Annotated in this window: 13 protein-coding genes; 7 read left to right on the top strand and 6 right to left on the bottom strand. The window is 72.3% G+C overall.

Translation table 11 applies throughout. The annotated features are described in order from the left end of the window. Positions 1 to 46: 46 nt before the first annotated feature. Genes ABZU32_RS24535 through ABZU32_RS24525 form a run of 3 tightly spaced genes read right to left on the bottom strand, consistent with a single transcriptional unit; the run spans position 47 to position 5870 of the window. The gene (locus tag ABZU32_RS24535; RefSeq protein WP_354925391.1) at positions 47 to 2056 is read right to left on the bottom strand and encodes an ABC transporter ATP-binding protein; all 2010 of its coding nucleotides are present in this window, start codon (positions 2054 to 2056) and stop codon (positions 47 to 49) included. Next, positions 2053 to 3792 carry an ABC transporter ATP-binding protein gene (locus tag ABZU32_RS24530; RefSeq protein ID WP_354925388.1) on the bottom strand — a complete coding sequence of 580 codons (1740 nt, stop codon included), beginning with the start codon at positions 3790 to 3792 and terminating at the stop codon, positions 2053 to 2055. The genes ABZU32_RS24535 and ABZU32_RS24530 overlap by 4 nt, the downstream gene beginning before the upstream one ends. Then, on the bottom strand, positions 3789 to 5870 hold the full coding sequence (locus ABZU32_RS24525) for a translation factor GTPase family protein (RefSeq protein ID WP_354925504.1): 2082 nt from the start codon (positions 5868 to 5870) through the stop codon (positions 3789 to 3791). The genes ABZU32_RS24530 and ABZU32_RS24525 overlap by 4 nt, the downstream gene beginning before the upstream one ends. A gap of 295 nt (positions 5871 to 6165) precedes the next feature. Between ABZU32_RS24525 and ABZU32_RS24520 the strand changes: the two genes are divergently transcribed. The 3 genes from ABZU32_RS24520 to ABZU32_RS24510 all read left to right on the top strand — a co-directional run bounded on the left by ABZU32_RS24520 (position 6166) and on the right by ABZU32_RS24510 (position 8139). Next, positions 6166 to 6918, top strand: coding sequence for an SDR family oxidoreductase (locus ABZU32_RS24520; RefSeq protein WP_354925385.1), 753 nt, complete (start codon positions 6166 to 6168; stop codon positions 6916 to 6918). Positions 6919 to 7023: 105 nt separating this feature from the next. Beyond that, positions 7024 to 7398 carry a hypothetical protein gene (locus ABZU32_RS24515; RefSeq protein WP_354925382.1) on the top strand — a complete coding sequence of 125 codons (375 nt, stop codon included), beginning with the start codon at positions 7024 to 7026 and terminating at the stop codon, positions 7396 to 7398. 174 nt (positions 7399 to 7572) lie between these two features. Continuing rightward, positions 7573 to 8139: a GNAT family N-acetyltransferase gene (locus ABZU32_RS24510; RefSeq protein WP_354925379.1), complete on the top strand. Its 567-nt coding sequence runs from the start codon at positions 7573 to 7575 to the stop codon at positions 8137 to 8139. Positions 8140 to 8197: 58 nt separating this feature from the next. Here ABZU32_RS24510 and ABZU32_RS24505 read toward each other — a convergent pair whose 3' ends face one another. Continuing rightward, complete coding sequence (locus tag ABZU32_RS24505; protein ID WP_354925376.1) at positions 8198 to 8569, bottom strand: DUF4267 domain-containing protein; 372 nt, start codon at positions 8567 to 8569, stop codon at positions 8198 to 8200. An 85-nt stretch (positions 8570 to 8654) separates the two neighbouring features. Between ABZU32_RS24505 and ABZU32_RS24500 the strand changes: the two genes are divergently transcribed. Beyond that, positions 8655 to 9227 carry a TetR/AcrR family transcriptional regulator gene (locus ABZU32_RS24500; RefSeq protein ID WP_354925373.1) on the top strand — a complete coding sequence of 191 codons (573 nt, stop codon included), beginning with the start codon at positions 8655 to 8657 and terminating at the stop codon, positions 9225 to 9227. A gap of 155 nt (positions 9228 to 9382) precedes the next feature. Here the strand turns inward: ABZU32_RS24500 and ABZU32_RS24495 are convergent, their stop codons facing one another. Continuing rightward, on the bottom strand, positions 9383 to 10681 hold the full coding sequence (locus tag ABZU32_RS24495; RefSeq protein WP_354925370.1) for an RICIN domain-containing protein: 1299 nt from the start codon (positions 10679 to 10681) through the stop codon (positions 9383 to 9385). Positions 10682 to 11183: 502 nt separating this feature from the next. On the opposite strand from ABZU32_RS24495, the gene ABZU32_RS24490 reads away from it, so the two are divergent. The 3 genes from ABZU32_RS24490 (at position 11184) to ABZU32_RS24480 (ending at position 13650) form a co-directional block, all read left to right on the top strand. Beyond that, positions 11184 to 12464, top strand: a complete 1281-nt coding sequence (locus tag ABZU32_RS24490; protein WP_354925366.1) for an MFS transporter — start codon at positions 11184 to 11186, stop codon at positions 12462 to 12464. A 99-nt stretch (positions 12465 to 12563) separates the two neighbouring features. Further along, complete coding sequence (locus ABZU32_RS24485) at positions 12564 to 13148, top strand: Chromate resistance protein ChrB (RefSeq protein WP_354925363.1); 585 nt, start codon at positions 12564 to 12566, stop codon at positions 13146 to 13148. 67 nt (positions 13149 to 13215) lie between these two features. Beyond that, entirely contained in the window at positions 13216 to 13650 is a 435-nt protein-coding gene (locus ABZU32_RS24480) for a DUF1232 domain-containing protein (protein ID WP_354925360.1), read from the top strand. An 85-nt stretch (positions 13651 to 13735) separates the two neighbouring features. On the opposite strand, the gene ABZU32_RS24475 is transcribed toward ABZU32_RS24480, so the two are convergent. After that, positions 13736 to 14470, bottom strand: coding sequence for a TetR/AcrR family transcriptional regulator (locus ABZU32_RS24475; protein ID WP_354925357.1), 735 nt, complete (start codon positions 14468 to 14470; stop codon positions 13736 to 13738). Between the last annotated feature and the right edge of the window lie 27 nt (positions 14471 to 14497).

The raw sequence follows: 14497 nt of genomic DNA, 5'->3' as shown, positions 1-14497 counted from the left end.
CCGGCGTCGGTTCCGACTCTAGGACCACCTCCGGCCGATCACGGGCTCAGCCGGCGACGGGCGGCGCGGAGGCGCTCCCGGAGTGCGTCCGCGCCTGCTCCCCGGCCTCGGCCAAGAGCTCGCCGTGCCACAGCCGCCGCATCTCCGGGCAGCTCGCCAGCAGGCCGGCGAGCGTGCCGCGTCCGGCGACCCGGCCGCGGTCCAGCACGACCACCTGGTCGGCGCGTTCGAGCGCCGCGCGACGGTGCGACACCACCAGCAGCGTGCCCGGCCCGTCGCCGTCGCGGGCGGCGGCGGCGACGCGGTCCCACAGCGCCCTCTCGGTCTCCGCGTCCAGCGCCGAGGACAGGTCGTCGACGACGAGCAGGTCCGGCGAGCGGACCAGCGCGCGCGCCGCGGTCGCCCGCTGGACCTGGCCGCCGGACAGCCGCACCCCGCGTGGTCCCACGACGGTGCGCAAGCCGTCCGGCATGCCGGACACGTCCTGGTCCAGCGCCGCCAGCCACAGCGCGGCGGCGATCCGGTCGCCGTCCGCGGGCAGGCCGAGCAGGAGGTTCTCCTCCAGGGACTCCGACAACAGCCGGGGGACCTGGGCCGCGTAGGCCGCGCGGCCGGGCACGAGAAAGGTGCCCGGGTCCTCGACGCGCCGACCGTTCCAGGTGATCGTCCCGGCGTCCGCCGGCACCAGGCCGAGCAGGGCGCGCACCAGGGTCGTCTTGCCCGACCCGACCGCCCCGGTGATCACCGTGAACGATCCCCGCTCGACCCGCAGGTCGATCTCGTGCACGCCCCGGCCCAGAAAGCCATCGCCGTCCCCGCCGCCGTCCGCGAGCCCGTCTCCCACGGCCGCCCCCGCGTCGGCCGCGGTGTCCGCGATCGTGGCGGGGCTCGTGTCCCCGCTCGTGTCCGCGCGCGTCGCGGTGCTCGTATCCGCGCTCGTCGCGGCGCCGTCGCGGTGGACGGGCAGGTGGCGCACGGACAGGCCGCGGACCGCGAGGACGCGCAGCGGGTCCTGGTGAGCGGGAAGCGAGGTCGTCTCCGGCGGCTCGCGCCCGAACCACACCTCGCCGGCGCGTGCCAGGTCGCGGGCGTCCTCGTGCGGGGCCAGCAGGCGGCCGAGCCGTTCGATGGCCACCGCGGCCTGGGGCAGGCGCGACAGCATCGAGCCGATCGTGCGCGGGAGCGCGGTCAGCCAGCCGGCGTAGCTGGTGAACAGCGCGAGGTCGCCCACGGTGAACTCGCCCCGTCGCATCGCCGGCGCGGCCAGCAGCAGGACGAGCCCGACGCTGACCTCGACGGTCGCGCCCAGCGCGGTGTCCAGCGTGTCGGTCGCCAGCCGGTCGGCGACGGCGGCGTCCCGCCGCGCCCGGTTCCGCGCGCGCAGGCGCTCCAGCACCGCCTCCTCGGCGCCGGCCGTCTTGATCGCCAGCACGCCGGCGAAGATGTCGCCGATGGAGGCGGTGACGGCCGCGCCGAGCGTCCGGGCGCGCCGGTGCAGCCGCTGGATCAGCCCGCGCAGCGTCCGGGTCAGCACGCCGAGGACGATCATCGGCACCACCAGGACGAGCGTGATGAGGGGATCGATCGCCGCCATGATCACCAGCGCGGCGCAGCTGAACAGCGTGGCCCCGGCCAGGGGGACGATGTCGTCGGTGAGCTGCACCAGGTCGCCCACGTCGTCGCGCAGGCGCGCCATCGCCTCGCCCGACGAGTGCGGCAGCCGGCGGGCCGCCGCGCCGCGCGCGGTCAGGAGCGAGCGCAGCACGTTCGCGCGGAGCAGGGTCGCGGCGGCGTCCCACCAGTAGGTTCCGTAGACCCAGGCGACGACCATGACCAGGCCGCGGACGACCTCCACGCCCACCAGCGCCGCGCACAGCCACAACGGCTCGGTCAGGGCGACGCCGCGATGCGCGCCGATGAGGTCGAACAGCCGCTGCAACGCGAGCCCGCCGGCGAGCGGCAGGACGCTGACCGGCGCCCACAGCAGCCCGCCGACCACATACCGGCGAAGGCCGGCGATCGCGGTCAACCGCAGGACGAACGGAACCGGCCTCATCGGCGCACCCCCGCGGCGGTGAGCAGGGCGGAGAAGCGGCTGCGCGGGTCGGCGGCCAGCTCCTCGCGGCGGCCGTACTCGACGATCTCGCCGCCGTCGACCACAGCGATCTTGTCCACGCGGGACAGCGAGGAGAGCCGGTGCGCGATGAGCACGGCGGTCCGCCCGGCCAGCAGGCGGCCGGTGACGTGCTCGACGCGCCGCTCGGTCGCCGGGTCCAGCCGGCTGGACGCCTCGTCCAGCACCACCAGCCCCGGATCGGTGAGGAACGCGCGGGCGAACGCCAGCAGCTGCGCCTCCCCGGCCGACATCCCGGCGCTCTGGGCGCCCAACTCGGTGTCGAGCCCGTCGGGCAGGCCGGCCAGCCACTCGGCGAGCCCGACTCCGGCCAGGACGGCGCGGAGCCGGCGGTCGTCGGCGAGGGCGCGGAACAGCGTGAGGTTGTCCCGGACGCTCGCCGCGAACAGCTGGACGTCCTGCGTGACGACGCACACGCGCCGGCGCAGCGATGCCGGGTCGGCCTCGCGCAGGTCCAGCCCGCCGACCTCGACGCGGCCCTCGGCCGGGTCGTACAGGCGCAGCAGCATCCGCGCGATGGTGGTCTTGCCGCTGCCGGTGCGCCCCACCAGGCCGAGCGTCTCGCCGGGCGCCAGGGCGAGGGTGACGCCGGACAGCACCCGCTCGCCGTCGTCCGGGTAGGCGAACCCGACCCCGTCCAGGCGCACGCCGAGCGGCCCGGCGGCCGGCAGCGGCCGCGGGTCGGCGGGGTCGGGCAGCGTCCGCCGCTCGGCCAGCAGCCCGGCGACGCGGGTCACGCCGGCCAGCGCCGCCTGGTACTGCTTGAGCTGGTCGATCAGCCGCTCGAGCGGCGCGCGCACCATCTGCGTGTACTGGAACAGCAGCACGGCCGTGCCGACGGTGAGCGCGCCCGACTGCCGGCTCCACACGGCAAGACCCAGCACCAGCGCCGTGCCCGCCGCGAACACCACCGACGTGCCCGCGAGCAGGCCGCTGCGCGTCACGTCCGCCCGCGCCTCGGCCCGGTACAGCGCGGCGCTCACCTGGTGGAACCGGGTGACGGCGTGCTCGCCCGCGCCGTTGGCCCGCAGATCCTCCACGGCGGCCAGCCGCTCCTCCAGGGCGCCGGCCACGACCGCGCCGGCCTCCCGCGCACGGATCGCCGACGGGACGGCCAGCCGCTGGGCGCGCGCAATGACCAGCCCGGCGAGCACGCAGTACAGCAGCAGCACGCCGCCGAGCCGCACGTCGGTGGCGAGGACCACGGCCAGCACCCCCGCGAGCAGCAGGAAGCCCACGACGACGTCCATCACGAACGCGACGACGAAGTCGGCGACGGCGACCACGTCGCCGTCCACCCGCTCGATCATCTCGCCGGGGGTGCGGCTGCCGTGGAAGGCCATGTCCAGGCCGAGCGCGTGCCCGGCGAGGTCCTCCCGCAGGCGGTTGGTGCCGTCCCAGGCGAGCCGGCTCGCGAGCCAGGCGGTGAGCATGCGCGCCGCCTGGCCGGCGACGGCGAGCGCGAGGTAGCCGAGCGCGACGAGCGTGAGGTGCCCGGTGACCGAGCCGCCGATCGCCTCGTCGACGAAGCGCCGGGTGAGCTGCGGCGCCGGCAGCGGCAGCACCGTGGCGGCGCCGGTGGCCGCGACCAGTGCGATGCCGGCCCGCCGTCCCGGCTGGAACGCCCGCAGGATGGCCCGCCGTTCGGAGGAGTTCATCGGCGGCCGCCCTCGACCTGGCGCTGGCGGCCGCCCTCGACCTGGCGCTGGCGGCCGCCCTCGACCTGGCGCATGAAGCGCAGCAGGTACTGCTTGCGGTCCAGCGGGTCGTGGCCGGTGCGCGGCCGGGACGGCGCCTCGCCGGCGACCGGGTGGTAGCGCTCGAAGGCCGACTCCAGCACGCCTTCCCCGCGGGTCACGCCGGGCAGGTGCCGCTGCAACTCGTGCACCCGGGCCGCCGGGATCTCGCCCTCCACCACCCACACCGGGCCCCGGGTCGCCGTCGTCCGCGGCACGGCCCGCAGGCGGGCCAGCACCGGCAGCAGCGGGCGGAGCGTGTCGGCCGGGATCTCCAGGCGGAAGCGGTGCAGCGGCTCGTGCACTCTCGTGCCGGCGCGTCGCAGCGCGTCCATCAGCACCAGCGGCGTCAGGCCGCGAAAGTCCGTGCCGGTGCTCGACATGCTCTTGTCGAAGGTGGCGTGGGCGTGGCTCTGCCGGGGCGCGTAGCCGGAGTGCGTCAGCGTGACCGCGCAGTCGATGACCTGCCATCCGCGCAGCCCCTGGCGCAGGGTCTCGCGGACGGTGTCCTCGACGGTCCTCATGAAGGTGAACGGCATCGACCCCAGCTCCACCTCCAGCCGGAACTCGACGCCCGCGCCGGCCGGGGCCGGGTCGACGCGCAGGCCGACGGTCGCGAGGAACTGGTTGGGGTCCTTGTGCATGAACTCCACGGCGGCGCCGGTGCCGGCCGGCCGCTCGACGCAGATCGTCGTCGTCTCGCGGAAGTCCACATCGAGGCCGAAGTCCTCCGCCAGCGTGGCCTGGACGACCTCCTTCTGCACCTCGCCGTACAGCGAGACCGACACCTCGCGGCGCACGTCGTCCTGCCGCACGCCGATCAGCGGGTCCTGCTCGGCGAGCTGGGTGAGGGCGACGTGCAGCCTGCCCATGTCGGCGGGACGGCACGGCACGACGACGGTCTCCAGGGTCGGCGGCGCGAACACGCGCCGCGTGGGCGCGCCCGTCCCCGGGACGCCGAGCGTGTCGCCGATCTGGACGTCCGGCAGGCCCCGGAGCCTGCCGATGCGCCCGGCGGTGACCGCGTCGCGGCGGACGGCCGAACCATGCTCGAACACCTCGACGGCCGTGACCTTGCCCTCGCCGTGCACGTCGCCCTCGCCGTGCACTTTGCCTGCGGCGTCGCGCGTGAACGGCAGCCGTTCGCGCACGCGCACCGACCCGGAGAACAGACGGGCGTAGGCGATCTTCTCGCCGGCGGGTCCTCGTTCGACCTTGAACACCGTGCCGGACAGGGGGCCGTCCGGGTCGCCCTCGGCCGAGGGCAGCAACTCGGTGACGCCGGCGATCAGCGCGTCGACGCCGGCTCCGGTGATCGCCGACCCGAAGTACACCGGGTGCGCCAGCGCCCGGCGGGTCTGCGCCGCGAGCTCGCGGCGGAGCCGCCGGTAGGAGATCGCCGCGCCGCCGTCCACGTACGAGGCGAGCAGATCCTCGTCATGCTCGGCGAGCACCTCGGCGAGCCGGGCGGTGAAGGCGGCGTCCACGGCGGTGTACGGGACGAAGGCGGGCTCGCGCGTGCCGAGTCCGTGCGCCGTCCCCATCGGGACGATCGCCGGCGTCAGCCGTTCGGCGATGCCGCCCAGCGTGCCCTCGTAGCGCGCGCCGTGCCGGTCGATCTTGTTGACGAAGATCAGCGTGGGGATGCGCAGGCGCCGCAGCGTCCGCATCAGCACGCGGGTCTGCGCCTGCACGCCCTCGACGGCGGAGATCACCAGCACCGCGCCGTCGAGCACGCTCAGCACCCGCTCGACCTCGGCGATGAAGTCGGGGTGCCCGGGAGTGTCGATCAGGTTGACGGTGACGCCGCCGACGACGAACGACACGACGGCGGACTTGATGGTGATGCCGCGCCGCCGCTCCAGGGCAAGGGAGTCGGTCTGGGTGTTGCCGTCGTCGACGCTGCCGAGTTCGTCGATGACACCGGCGGCGTGCAGCAGCCGCTCGGTCAGGCTGGTCTTACCGGCGTCTACATGGGCCAAAATCCCGAGATTGAGCATTCTCACGAAGCGTCATGTCCTCTGGGCGAGCGGAAACTTCCTGGTGGATGGACATGAACGCTCGAGACATGGTCGCCTCCTCGGTGGGCCGGTCGTCTCCCGGAGTACAACAGAACGGCCTCGGGCGGACAACCGAATTACCGCCGCCGCGTGCCCCCTGCGGACGGCGGGCGGGACGGCGAGGGTCTTCCTGGGTGTGGCGCACCCAGGAAGACACGGCCTTCCTCCGCGCGGGCGACGGCCACAGGGTGGACGCGGCGCACCTCCGCGTCTTCCACCTCTGGCAGGAGTCCACATGACCAGCATCAACGGCCCGTCGCCCGTCGACGGCAAGATCGTCCTCATCACCGGCGCGAGCAGCGGCATCGGCGAGGCGACCGCCCGCCGGCTGGCCGCGGACGGGCACCACGTCGTGCTCGGCGCGCGGCGCGTGGACCGGCTCGCCGTCCTCGCCGAGGAGCTCCGCGCGGCGGGCGGCCGCGCCGACCATGGACACCTCGACGTGACCAGGCTCGACAGCGTGCGCGCCTTCGCCGGGCAGGCGCACGACCGGCACGGCCGCGTCGACGTGCTCGTCAACAACGCCGGCGTCATGCCGCTGTCCACCGTCGACGCGCTGCGCGTGGACGACTGGAACCAGATGATCGACGTCAACCTGCGCGGCACCCTGCACGGGATCGCGGCGGTCCTGCCGCTCATGCGCGCCCGGGGCGCCGGCCACATCGTCAACGTCGCCTCGACGTCGGCGCACCGGGTGGACCCGACCGCGGCCGTCTACTGCGCCACCAAGTACGCCGTCCGGGCGCTGTCCGAAGGGCTGCGGCAGGAGAGCCGGGACATCCGGGTGACCCTCGTGTCCCCGGGCTACACCCGGACCGAGCTCACCGACCACGGCGGCGACCCGGAGGTGCGCGCCGCCGTGCACGAGATGTCGGAGCGGCTGGGCATCCCCGCCGCCGCCGTCGCCGACGCCATCGCGTACGCGATCGCCCAGCCGGACGGCATCGACGTCAACGACCTGATCATCCGTCCCACAGGCCAGGGCTGATCCGCGCACGCCGGCGCTCAGGGCCCGACGCTCACGGCCGGCGCTGTACCACGAGTCTCCTCCCATGTACTGAAATCACCAGGGGTGCTGCCGCATCCTGGCATCATGCTGTACCGCGTCCTTGCCGACAGCGTCCGGCGCTGGGTCGACGTCACCGCGACGGACGAACAGAAAGACGACCCCTCCGGCACCCGGCTCGGCGGCGCCTGGGTGATGGCCGGCAGCAATGCCGTCCTGGGCGACCTGCCGATGCCGTACATCGAGAACCGGCGGGCCAGGTTCTGGTTCACCGAGGAGGGCTGGCGGGTCTACGGGAGAGACCTCGCGGCGGGCCTGCGGGCCCGTGGGCACACCATTCGCGTGATCCGCGTCAAGAACCCGGCGAGATCCCAGGTGATCTACCGCGACCGCTACCAGGTGGCCCTCCTGCCCTCGAGAGACCGCCCCGCGCCCCGTCGAAAGCCGGCGGCCGGGCGGTGATCGTCCTCAGCGTGCCGATGGGCGCGCCGCCGTGCGCCGGTGATCCGTTCCCGCCGGCCCCACGGACGTCGTGGATCGCGACGGGGGATGTTCGCCCAGGCCGGTTTGCCGCTCGCCGTTCCCTGAGCTAGCTTCGCGATCGCACGAGACCGTGCCCCCAGGGGAGGAGGACGCATGACCGTCGTCCTGCATGCCGCTCCGCATGGACAGGGTTCGTCTCTGGTGCTTCGGCCCTGGACGGACCAGGACATTCCCGAACTGATCGCGGCCTACCGCGATCCGGTCATGCGCCAGTGGACCAGGCTCCACGTCACCGATGAGCAGGACGCCCGGCGCTGGCTGGAGATCCAGTGGAAGGGCTGGAGCGAGGGCCACCGGCTGAGCTTCGCGGTCGTGGAGGCGGAGCCGGAAGGCGGCTCCCGTCTGGTGGGCAACGTGGCGGTGAAAGGGCTGGTCGCCGGCGGGCACCACGCCGACGTCGGTTACTGGACCGCTCGCGCGGCGCGCGGCCGGGGCGTCGCCGGCCGGGCCGTGGAGGCGCTCACCACCTGGGCCTTCGAGCGTTTCGCCCCCCAGGGGCTGCGTCGCCTGCGGCTGCTGCACCAGGTGGGCAATCTCGCCTCGTGCCGGGTGGCGCAGAAGTGCGGATACGCCCTCGACGAGATCGTCCCCGCCCGGCCTCCGTTCCCCGATGACGGCCATGTCCACATCCGGCACGCACCTCGGCGGCCGCTTCCCTGAGGCCGGGCACCAGAGCCGCGGACCTCTTCTCTGAGGCCCGGCACGAGAGCCGCGGACCTCACACGGCGAACAGCAGGGCGGCGCTGATCAGGACGATCACGGCGGTGGCGAAGTGGATGCCGAAGGCGACCACCCTGGTGCCGCCGTTGCGCAGCACGATGAGGGTGTCGCCGAGGGGCGCCAGGGCTACGACCAGCATGAACCATGCTTCGGCGCGGGCGCCCGCGAAGGCCAGCAGGGCCAGGCCGAGCACGCCATAAGTGAGGTCGCGCAGGCCCTTGATGGAGAGGTAGGCGGGGTCTCCGTCCTTCCGGGCCGGCACGCCGTAGCCGGCGGCCGCGGCGTGCGGCGCGAGCAGGAAGCGGGCGCCGATGAACAGGATGAACACGTCCAGCACGATGGCCAGTCCGTACGCGATGGGGGTGAGCACGACGTCTCCTCGCTAGCAGTGCTAGATACAAGAGCGACACTAACGTATCGATGGCAGGCGCGCTAGCGGCGCTAGAATGTCGGTCGTGTCCATCCAGGAGCGCCGGGAGCGCGAACGAGCGGAGCGGGAACGGCTGATCGTCACGGCCGCGCGCGAACTGGCCGAGTCGGAAGGCTGGGAGGCGGTGACCACGCGGCGGCTCGCCGAGGAGATCGAGTACAGCCAGCCGGTCCTCTACAGCCACTTCAAGGGCAAGGACGCCATCATGGCGGCGGTCGCGGTCGAGGGCTTCGCCGACCTCGCCGCCGAGCTGCGCGCGGCGCGCACGGCGGCGGCCGATCCCCGCCAGGCCCTTGCCGACGTCGGCGCCGCGTACGCGCTGTTCGCCGCACGGCGGCCCGCGTTGTACGACGCGATGTTCACCCACGCCGTCGATCTGCCGTTCGCCACCGCGCAGGCGCCGCCCGCCCTGCGGGAGGGCTTCGGCGAGCTGCGCGAAGCCCTGCGCCCTCTCGCGCGGGACGACGACCTTGAGACGCTCACCGAGACGTTCTGGAGCGCGTTGCACGGGCTTCTCACGCTCATGCGCAACGGCAGGCTCCGCCGCGACGACCACGACCGGCGGCTGACCCTCCTCCTCGCCCGCTTCTCGCGCTGATCCGGCTTCTCGCGCTGACCCGGCGGATCGTCGCGCTGACCCGGCGGCGGTCGGCTCGCGAACGTCCCGCCGTCGCCAGGGCGTGGCGACGGCGGGACGCCGGTGGTGGTTCGGGTACCGACGGGACGCCGGTGTTCGTTTCGGGTACCGCCTGCTCAGCTCTGTGCGGCCAGCCGGAAGGACTGGGCGGCCGTGCCGTTGCAGGCGTACTGGACGAGCTGGACGCTGTCGGCGCTCGAGGCGGCCGGCACGTCGAGGCACTTACCGCTGTTGCGGTTGACGAAGTGGTAGTAGCCGCCGCCCTCGGACACCGGCTGCCACTGCTGGTTGTTGCCGCCGCTGTAGGTCCAGGTCTGGATGGGGGCGTTGTCGGCGGTCGACACATCCTTCACGTCGAGCACCTGGGCGCTGTTGCCGCGGTTGTTCACCCGGACGAAGCCTCCGCTCGTCGGCGCGAACTGGTACTGCTGCGCGTTGGTCGCGTTGCAGGTGTACTGCTGGATCGCGGTCCCGTTGACCGTCCCGGCCGCGCGGGCGTCGACGCACTTGCCGCTGTTCTTGTTGACCACCGAGTACCACGTGGTGGGGGAGATCGTGTCGGTCGGGGGAGGCGTGGTGCCGCCCGCGCCGGCCAGCCAGAGCAGGCCGTTGATCAGCCACTGGTTCTGCTGAGGACTCGCGAAGGTCGAGGACGTGCGCGTGTTCGTGGAGTAGTTCATCCCGTTGTGCCCGAAGTTGGCGTACAGCATCTTGTAGTTCTTGTTGGTCCACAAGATCGGGTAGAACCCGCTGCGCCATTGCTGGTTCGGGTCGTCACCCACCGGGAAGCTCGAGGCGTCGATCGACGCCAGGATGTCGATGTCGGGGTTCTGCCGCAGGTCGCGGCTCCAGGAGTACCACTCGCTCACCGACGACTGGATGGTGGCCGGCAGCCCCGCCGTGGACGGATGGCCGCGATCCTCGACCTTCAGGGTCTCGGCGGTCGGCCCCCAGGTGTTGGTCTGGAACGCGCCCGAACCGAGGAAGGTGTTGTAGTACCAGCTCCACGAGCCGGGGTTGTCGGTCCACGCGCTGACGTGGAAGCCCATCCACGCCCCGCCGTTCTGCATGTAGGTCTGGAACGCGGCGCGCTGGCTCGCGGGCGGGGCGTCGTCCAGGAACATGATCACCTTGTACTGCGACAGCCCCGTGGCGCTGAGACGGCTCCAGTCGGTGGTCGCCTCCCAGGTGAAGCCGTTCTGCGCGCCGGCCGCGGGGAACCAGTCCCTGGCCTCTTTGTCGAAGTCGATGTGGGCGGCGTCCCAGGTGCCGTTGTAGAAGGCGAGCACCTTGAACGGGGCGGCGGCCTGCCGGGTGGCGGCGCTGCTGGCCGGAGCGGCCGGAAGGCCGAGGCAGGCCGCGGCCGTGACGCCGAGCAGTGCGGTGAGAGAGCGTTTCACGAAGCTTCTGGGCACAGTGGATCCTTCGCCGGTGGGGGGTGGCTGGTGCCGAGAGTGGTGATGGCCGCTGGTGCCGTGCCCTGCCATCGCGTACGCGCCGACGGGCGACCGCGCCACCGTGCCATCGTGGGGACGAGCGGGAGCCCTCAGACCGCCGAGAAGCCCTTTCTTTAAGAAAGTTTACTAACAATGGGCTCGCGCCGAGGCTACGATCAGCCGGGTCCCCCTGTCAATGCCCCAGTCAGAACCCCGCCCGCCAACCCCGAAGTACGCCGGTTCACTCATCTCCCACACCACCACCCGACCGCCGATCTCACCTTCCGCCGCCCCCCGCATGCCCCCGCGAGAACGTGCCGAACGAATGTGCGTACGGCTTCGCGATCTACGTGCCAAACCGTGAGTACACAACGGTTAGTTGTGGCTGGCTGTCCTCCTAGTTGTTTGATCTGCATTCCCTGGCTTGCTTTGATCGGAGCGGTCAACCATTGGTTGTCCATAGCGGGAGGCGGGGAGCTTCGTGACCAGACGATCTCTGGGGCGGCGGTTCGGGTGGCTGTGGGCTGCCTACGCGGTCAGCGCCTATGGCTCCGGGCTGGGGTTCGGGGCGATTCCCCTGATAGCCGTGCTGGTGCTGCACGCCGGCCCCGCTCAGGTGTCCGCGCTGTCCGCCGCGGGACCGGCGGTGGGCATGCTGATCGCGTTGCCGCTCGGACCGTGGGTCGAGTTCCGCCGTAAACGGCCGGTCATGATCGCGATGGACCTGACCCGGTTCGGGGTCATGATGACCATCCCGGTCGCCTACGCCTTCGGCCTGCTCGGGTTCGTCCAGTTGCTGATCGTCTCCGCCGTGGTCACCGCCGCCAAGATCACCTCCAATGCGGCCGGCGGCGCCTACCTGCGGGCCCTGGTCCGGCCGGACGATCTGCTGGTGGCCAACGCGCGGTTCGAGTCGACCACGTGGAGCTCGATCGCGGTCGGCCCGCCGCTGGGCGGAGCGGCCATCGGCCTGTTCGGGCCGGTGACGACCGTGGTGGCCGATGCGCTCAGCTACCTGTTGTCCGCCCTGAGCATCACCGCCATCCGCGGCCGGGAAGAGCCTCCACGGCGAAGCGGTAAGAACCGGGTCGCAGCCGGCGAATTGCTCGACGGCTGGCGGCACATCCTGACCCATCCCGGCCTGCGGGCCCTGTACTTCAACAACCTTCTCGTCAACGGGCTGATCATGGCCACCGAGCCGCTGCTGGCCGTGCTCCTGCTGCGCCAGCTCGGCTTCCCGCCCTGGCAGTACGGCCTCGCCTTCGCCGCTCCGTGTGTCGGCGGACTGATCGGCTCACGCCTTGCCCGCCGGGTCGTGGCGCGCTACGGCCAACACCGGGTTCTGCGCACGGTCGGCACGCTGCGCGCCGTCTGGCTGGTCGGCCTCGCCTTCGTCCGTCCTGGTGTCGCCGGCCTCGCGATCGTGATCGCCGTCGAGCTCGCGATCATCATCAGCATGAGCCTGTACACCCCGGTACTGGCGACCTACCGACTTGAGCACACTCCCCAGGACCGCGTCGCCCGCACTCTGTCGGCCTGGTCGATCAGCGGCAACGCCTCCATCGCCGTCTTCAGCGCCCTCGGCGGACTGCTCGCGGACGCCACCAGCCCACGCACGGCCATCACCATCGCGGGCCTGCTCATCCTCGTCAGCCCACTGCTGCTCCCCCGTCACCCGGCCCCCGAAATCGTCCGCGCCCTCGAGCCGGCGACGACCGGTCCTCCACCACAGGCAGCAGGCGTTCCCGACGAAGCCGGGTAACGGGAGGGCGGCACCTAGTCGAAGGACGGGTCCATCGGCCTCGTCCGTCCACCGGCATTTGGCGCCTGCCGGGGAATGTTACGGATGTAACATGAAGACGTGACGGATGATACGGAGGATCGGGGCTGGTTGCTGGTCAGCGTGTCCACCGCCGGGGCCGCTCCGGCCCTGCGCGTGCAGGTGTGGCGAAAGCTTCGCTCGCTGGGTGGGCTGTACCTGCAACAGTCGGTATGCCTGCTGCCGGAGCGCGAGCAGACCCTCCGGCAGGTGCGCCGTCTGCTGGACCGGGTGCGCCGGCAGGGCGGTACGGCCCGGATGCTGCGGATGGCGCTCACCGACCCGGCCGAGAAGCGGCAGATCATCGGCGAGTTCAACGCCGCCCGCGATGCCGAGTACGCCGAGGTGATGGAGCGTCTTCCCGCCTTCCGCGAGGAGCTGGCGCGCGAACGCGAGCGAGGCCGGGCCACCTACGCCGAGGTGGAGGAGTCGGAGGCCGACCTGGAACGCTTCCGCTCCTGGCTGGCCAAGATCGCCGCACGCGACTACTTCGCCGCCCCCGCCGGCGCTCTCGTACGCGCCGCGATCGCCGACGCCGAAACCGACCTCGCCGACTTCGAACAGGCCGCACTGGCCGCCGAGACCGGCATCGCAGTGCCCGACGTGGGCGAAACGAGGCTGGCATGACCAGCTCATGGGGGCGGGACCTGCTCATCGACATCGCAGTGCCTGAGGTGGGCGGAGGGGGGCCGGCATGACCGGGTCATGGGGATGGGACCTGCTCATCGGCATCGCGATCGCCCTGCTGGCCGCCTGGCTGGTCCTCATTGGCACGCTGGCCCTCGTCCGGCCGCGCGGCGGCCTGCTGCGCGAGGCGCTGCGGCTGCTGCCCGACGTGCTGCGCCTGGTGCGCCGCCTGGCCGCCGACCCCGGCCTGCCCCGCGGCGTCCGCGTCCGGCTCGCGCTGCTTCTGGCCTACCTGGCCTTCCCCATCGACATCGTCCCCGACTTCATCCCCATCCTCGGGTGCGCCGACGACGCCATCATCGTCACCGCCGTACTGCGCTCGGTGGTACGCCGCTCCGGGCTGGAGGCCGTGCGCCGGCACTGGCCCGGCACCGACGACGGCTTCACCGTCCTGACCCGACTGACCGGCCTCGACAAGCCGCAGCCTCTCCCCGAACAGTGACAAAGCCGCTCGGACACCCCCACACCGAGCTGACACGAACGCCACGTCGCCATGTGATGCTCACGCTGTTGTCGCCCATTGCGCGTCAGGAGCGGGCGTGGGTGAGGGCGGCTATGCCGTCCAGGACGCGGTCGAGGCCGAAGACGAACTCGGTGTCGCCGTCGTCCCACTCGTCGTTGACGGCACCGGCGGCCATGGCGGCGGAGACCGCGGGGAAACGGACCGGGTCGATGACGCGGGCGAGCGTCTTGGCGTACCGCGCGGCCTGGTCAGGCCCTGCCGCGCCGACGGCGATTGACAGGCCCGCCCACTGCCGGACATAGCCGGACAGCAGCATGACGACCGACAGCTTCTCGGACTCGGCAAGGCCCGTACCGCTCAGGCATGTGAGTCCACGCTCCAGCCAGGTGATCTGGTTGGGCAGCAGCGGAGCCCCGCTGACAGGGATCTGCAGCACCCATGGATGCCTCCTGATCGCATGCAGGATGGCCCAGGACCACTCGGTCAGCCCAGCGCGCCAGTCCTGGTCCGCAGTCGCCTCAGGCGGCGGCCCGTAGGCGGCGTCCTGCATGAGTTCCAACAAAACGTCCTTGGCCGCGACATAGCGGTAGAGAGCCATGGTCGACACGCCGACCTCCTTGGCCACGCGTGCCATGGACACCGCCGCCAGCCCGTCGGCGCGGGCGACGTCCAAGCCTGCCTGGACGATCCTGGGCAGGCTCAGGGCAGGTTTGGGCCCCTTGCCGGGACGGTCCCGCAGCCCCCAGGCCACCGCGATGCCGACGGGGATCTCCGATTCCTCGATCTTGCCCACATCCATACCTCTGTGTATAGCATACGCAGTAAG

It is taken from the genome of Sphaerisporangium sp. NPDC005288 (assembly GCF_040607475.1).
GTDB lineage: Bacteria > Actinomycetota > Actinomycetes > Streptosporangiales > Streptosporangiaceae > Sphaerisporangium > Sphaerisporangium rhizosphaerae.
The sequence above is the reverse complement of the archived record's forward strand: the minus strand, read 5'-3'. Positions and strand labels throughout refer to the sequence as shown.

What these genes read in the sequence shown, in the direction of transcription:
- ABZU32_RS24535 (WP_354925391.1), bottom strand. Translation starts at nt 2,056, where the DNA reads ATGAGGCCGGTTCCGTTCGTCCTGCGGTTGACCGCGATCGCCGGCCTT.
- ABZU32_RS24530 (WP_354925388.1), bottom strand. Translation starts at nt 3,792, where the DNA reads ATGAACTCCTCCGAACGGCGGGCCATCCTGCGGGCGTTCCAGCCGGGA.
- ABZU32_RS24525 (WP_354925504.1), bottom strand. Translation starts at nt 5,870, where the DNA reads ATGCTCAATCTCGGGATTTTGGCCCATGTAGACGCCGGTAAGACCAGC.
- ABZU32_RS24520 (WP_354925385.1), top strand. Translation starts at nt 6,166, where the DNA reads ATGACCAGCATCAACGGCCCGTCGCCCGTCGACGGCAAGATCGTCCTC.
- ABZU32_RS24515 (WP_354925382.1), top strand. Translation starts at nt 7,024, where the DNA reads ATGCTGTACCGCGTCCTTGCCGACAGCGTCCGGCGCTGGGTCGACGTC.
- ABZU32_RS24510 (WP_354925379.1), top strand. Translation starts at nt 7,573, where the DNA reads ATGACCGTCGTCCTGCATGCCGCTCCGCATGGACAGGGTTCGTCTCTG.
- ABZU32_RS24480 (WP_354925360.1), top strand. Translation starts at nt 13,216, where the DNA reads ATGACCGGGTCATGGGGATGGGACCTGCTCATCGGCATCGCGATCGCC.
- ABZU32_RS24475 (WP_354925357.1), bottom strand. Translation starts at nt 14,470, where the DNA reads ATGGATGTGGGCAAGATCGAGGAATCGGAGATCCCCGTCGGCATCGCG.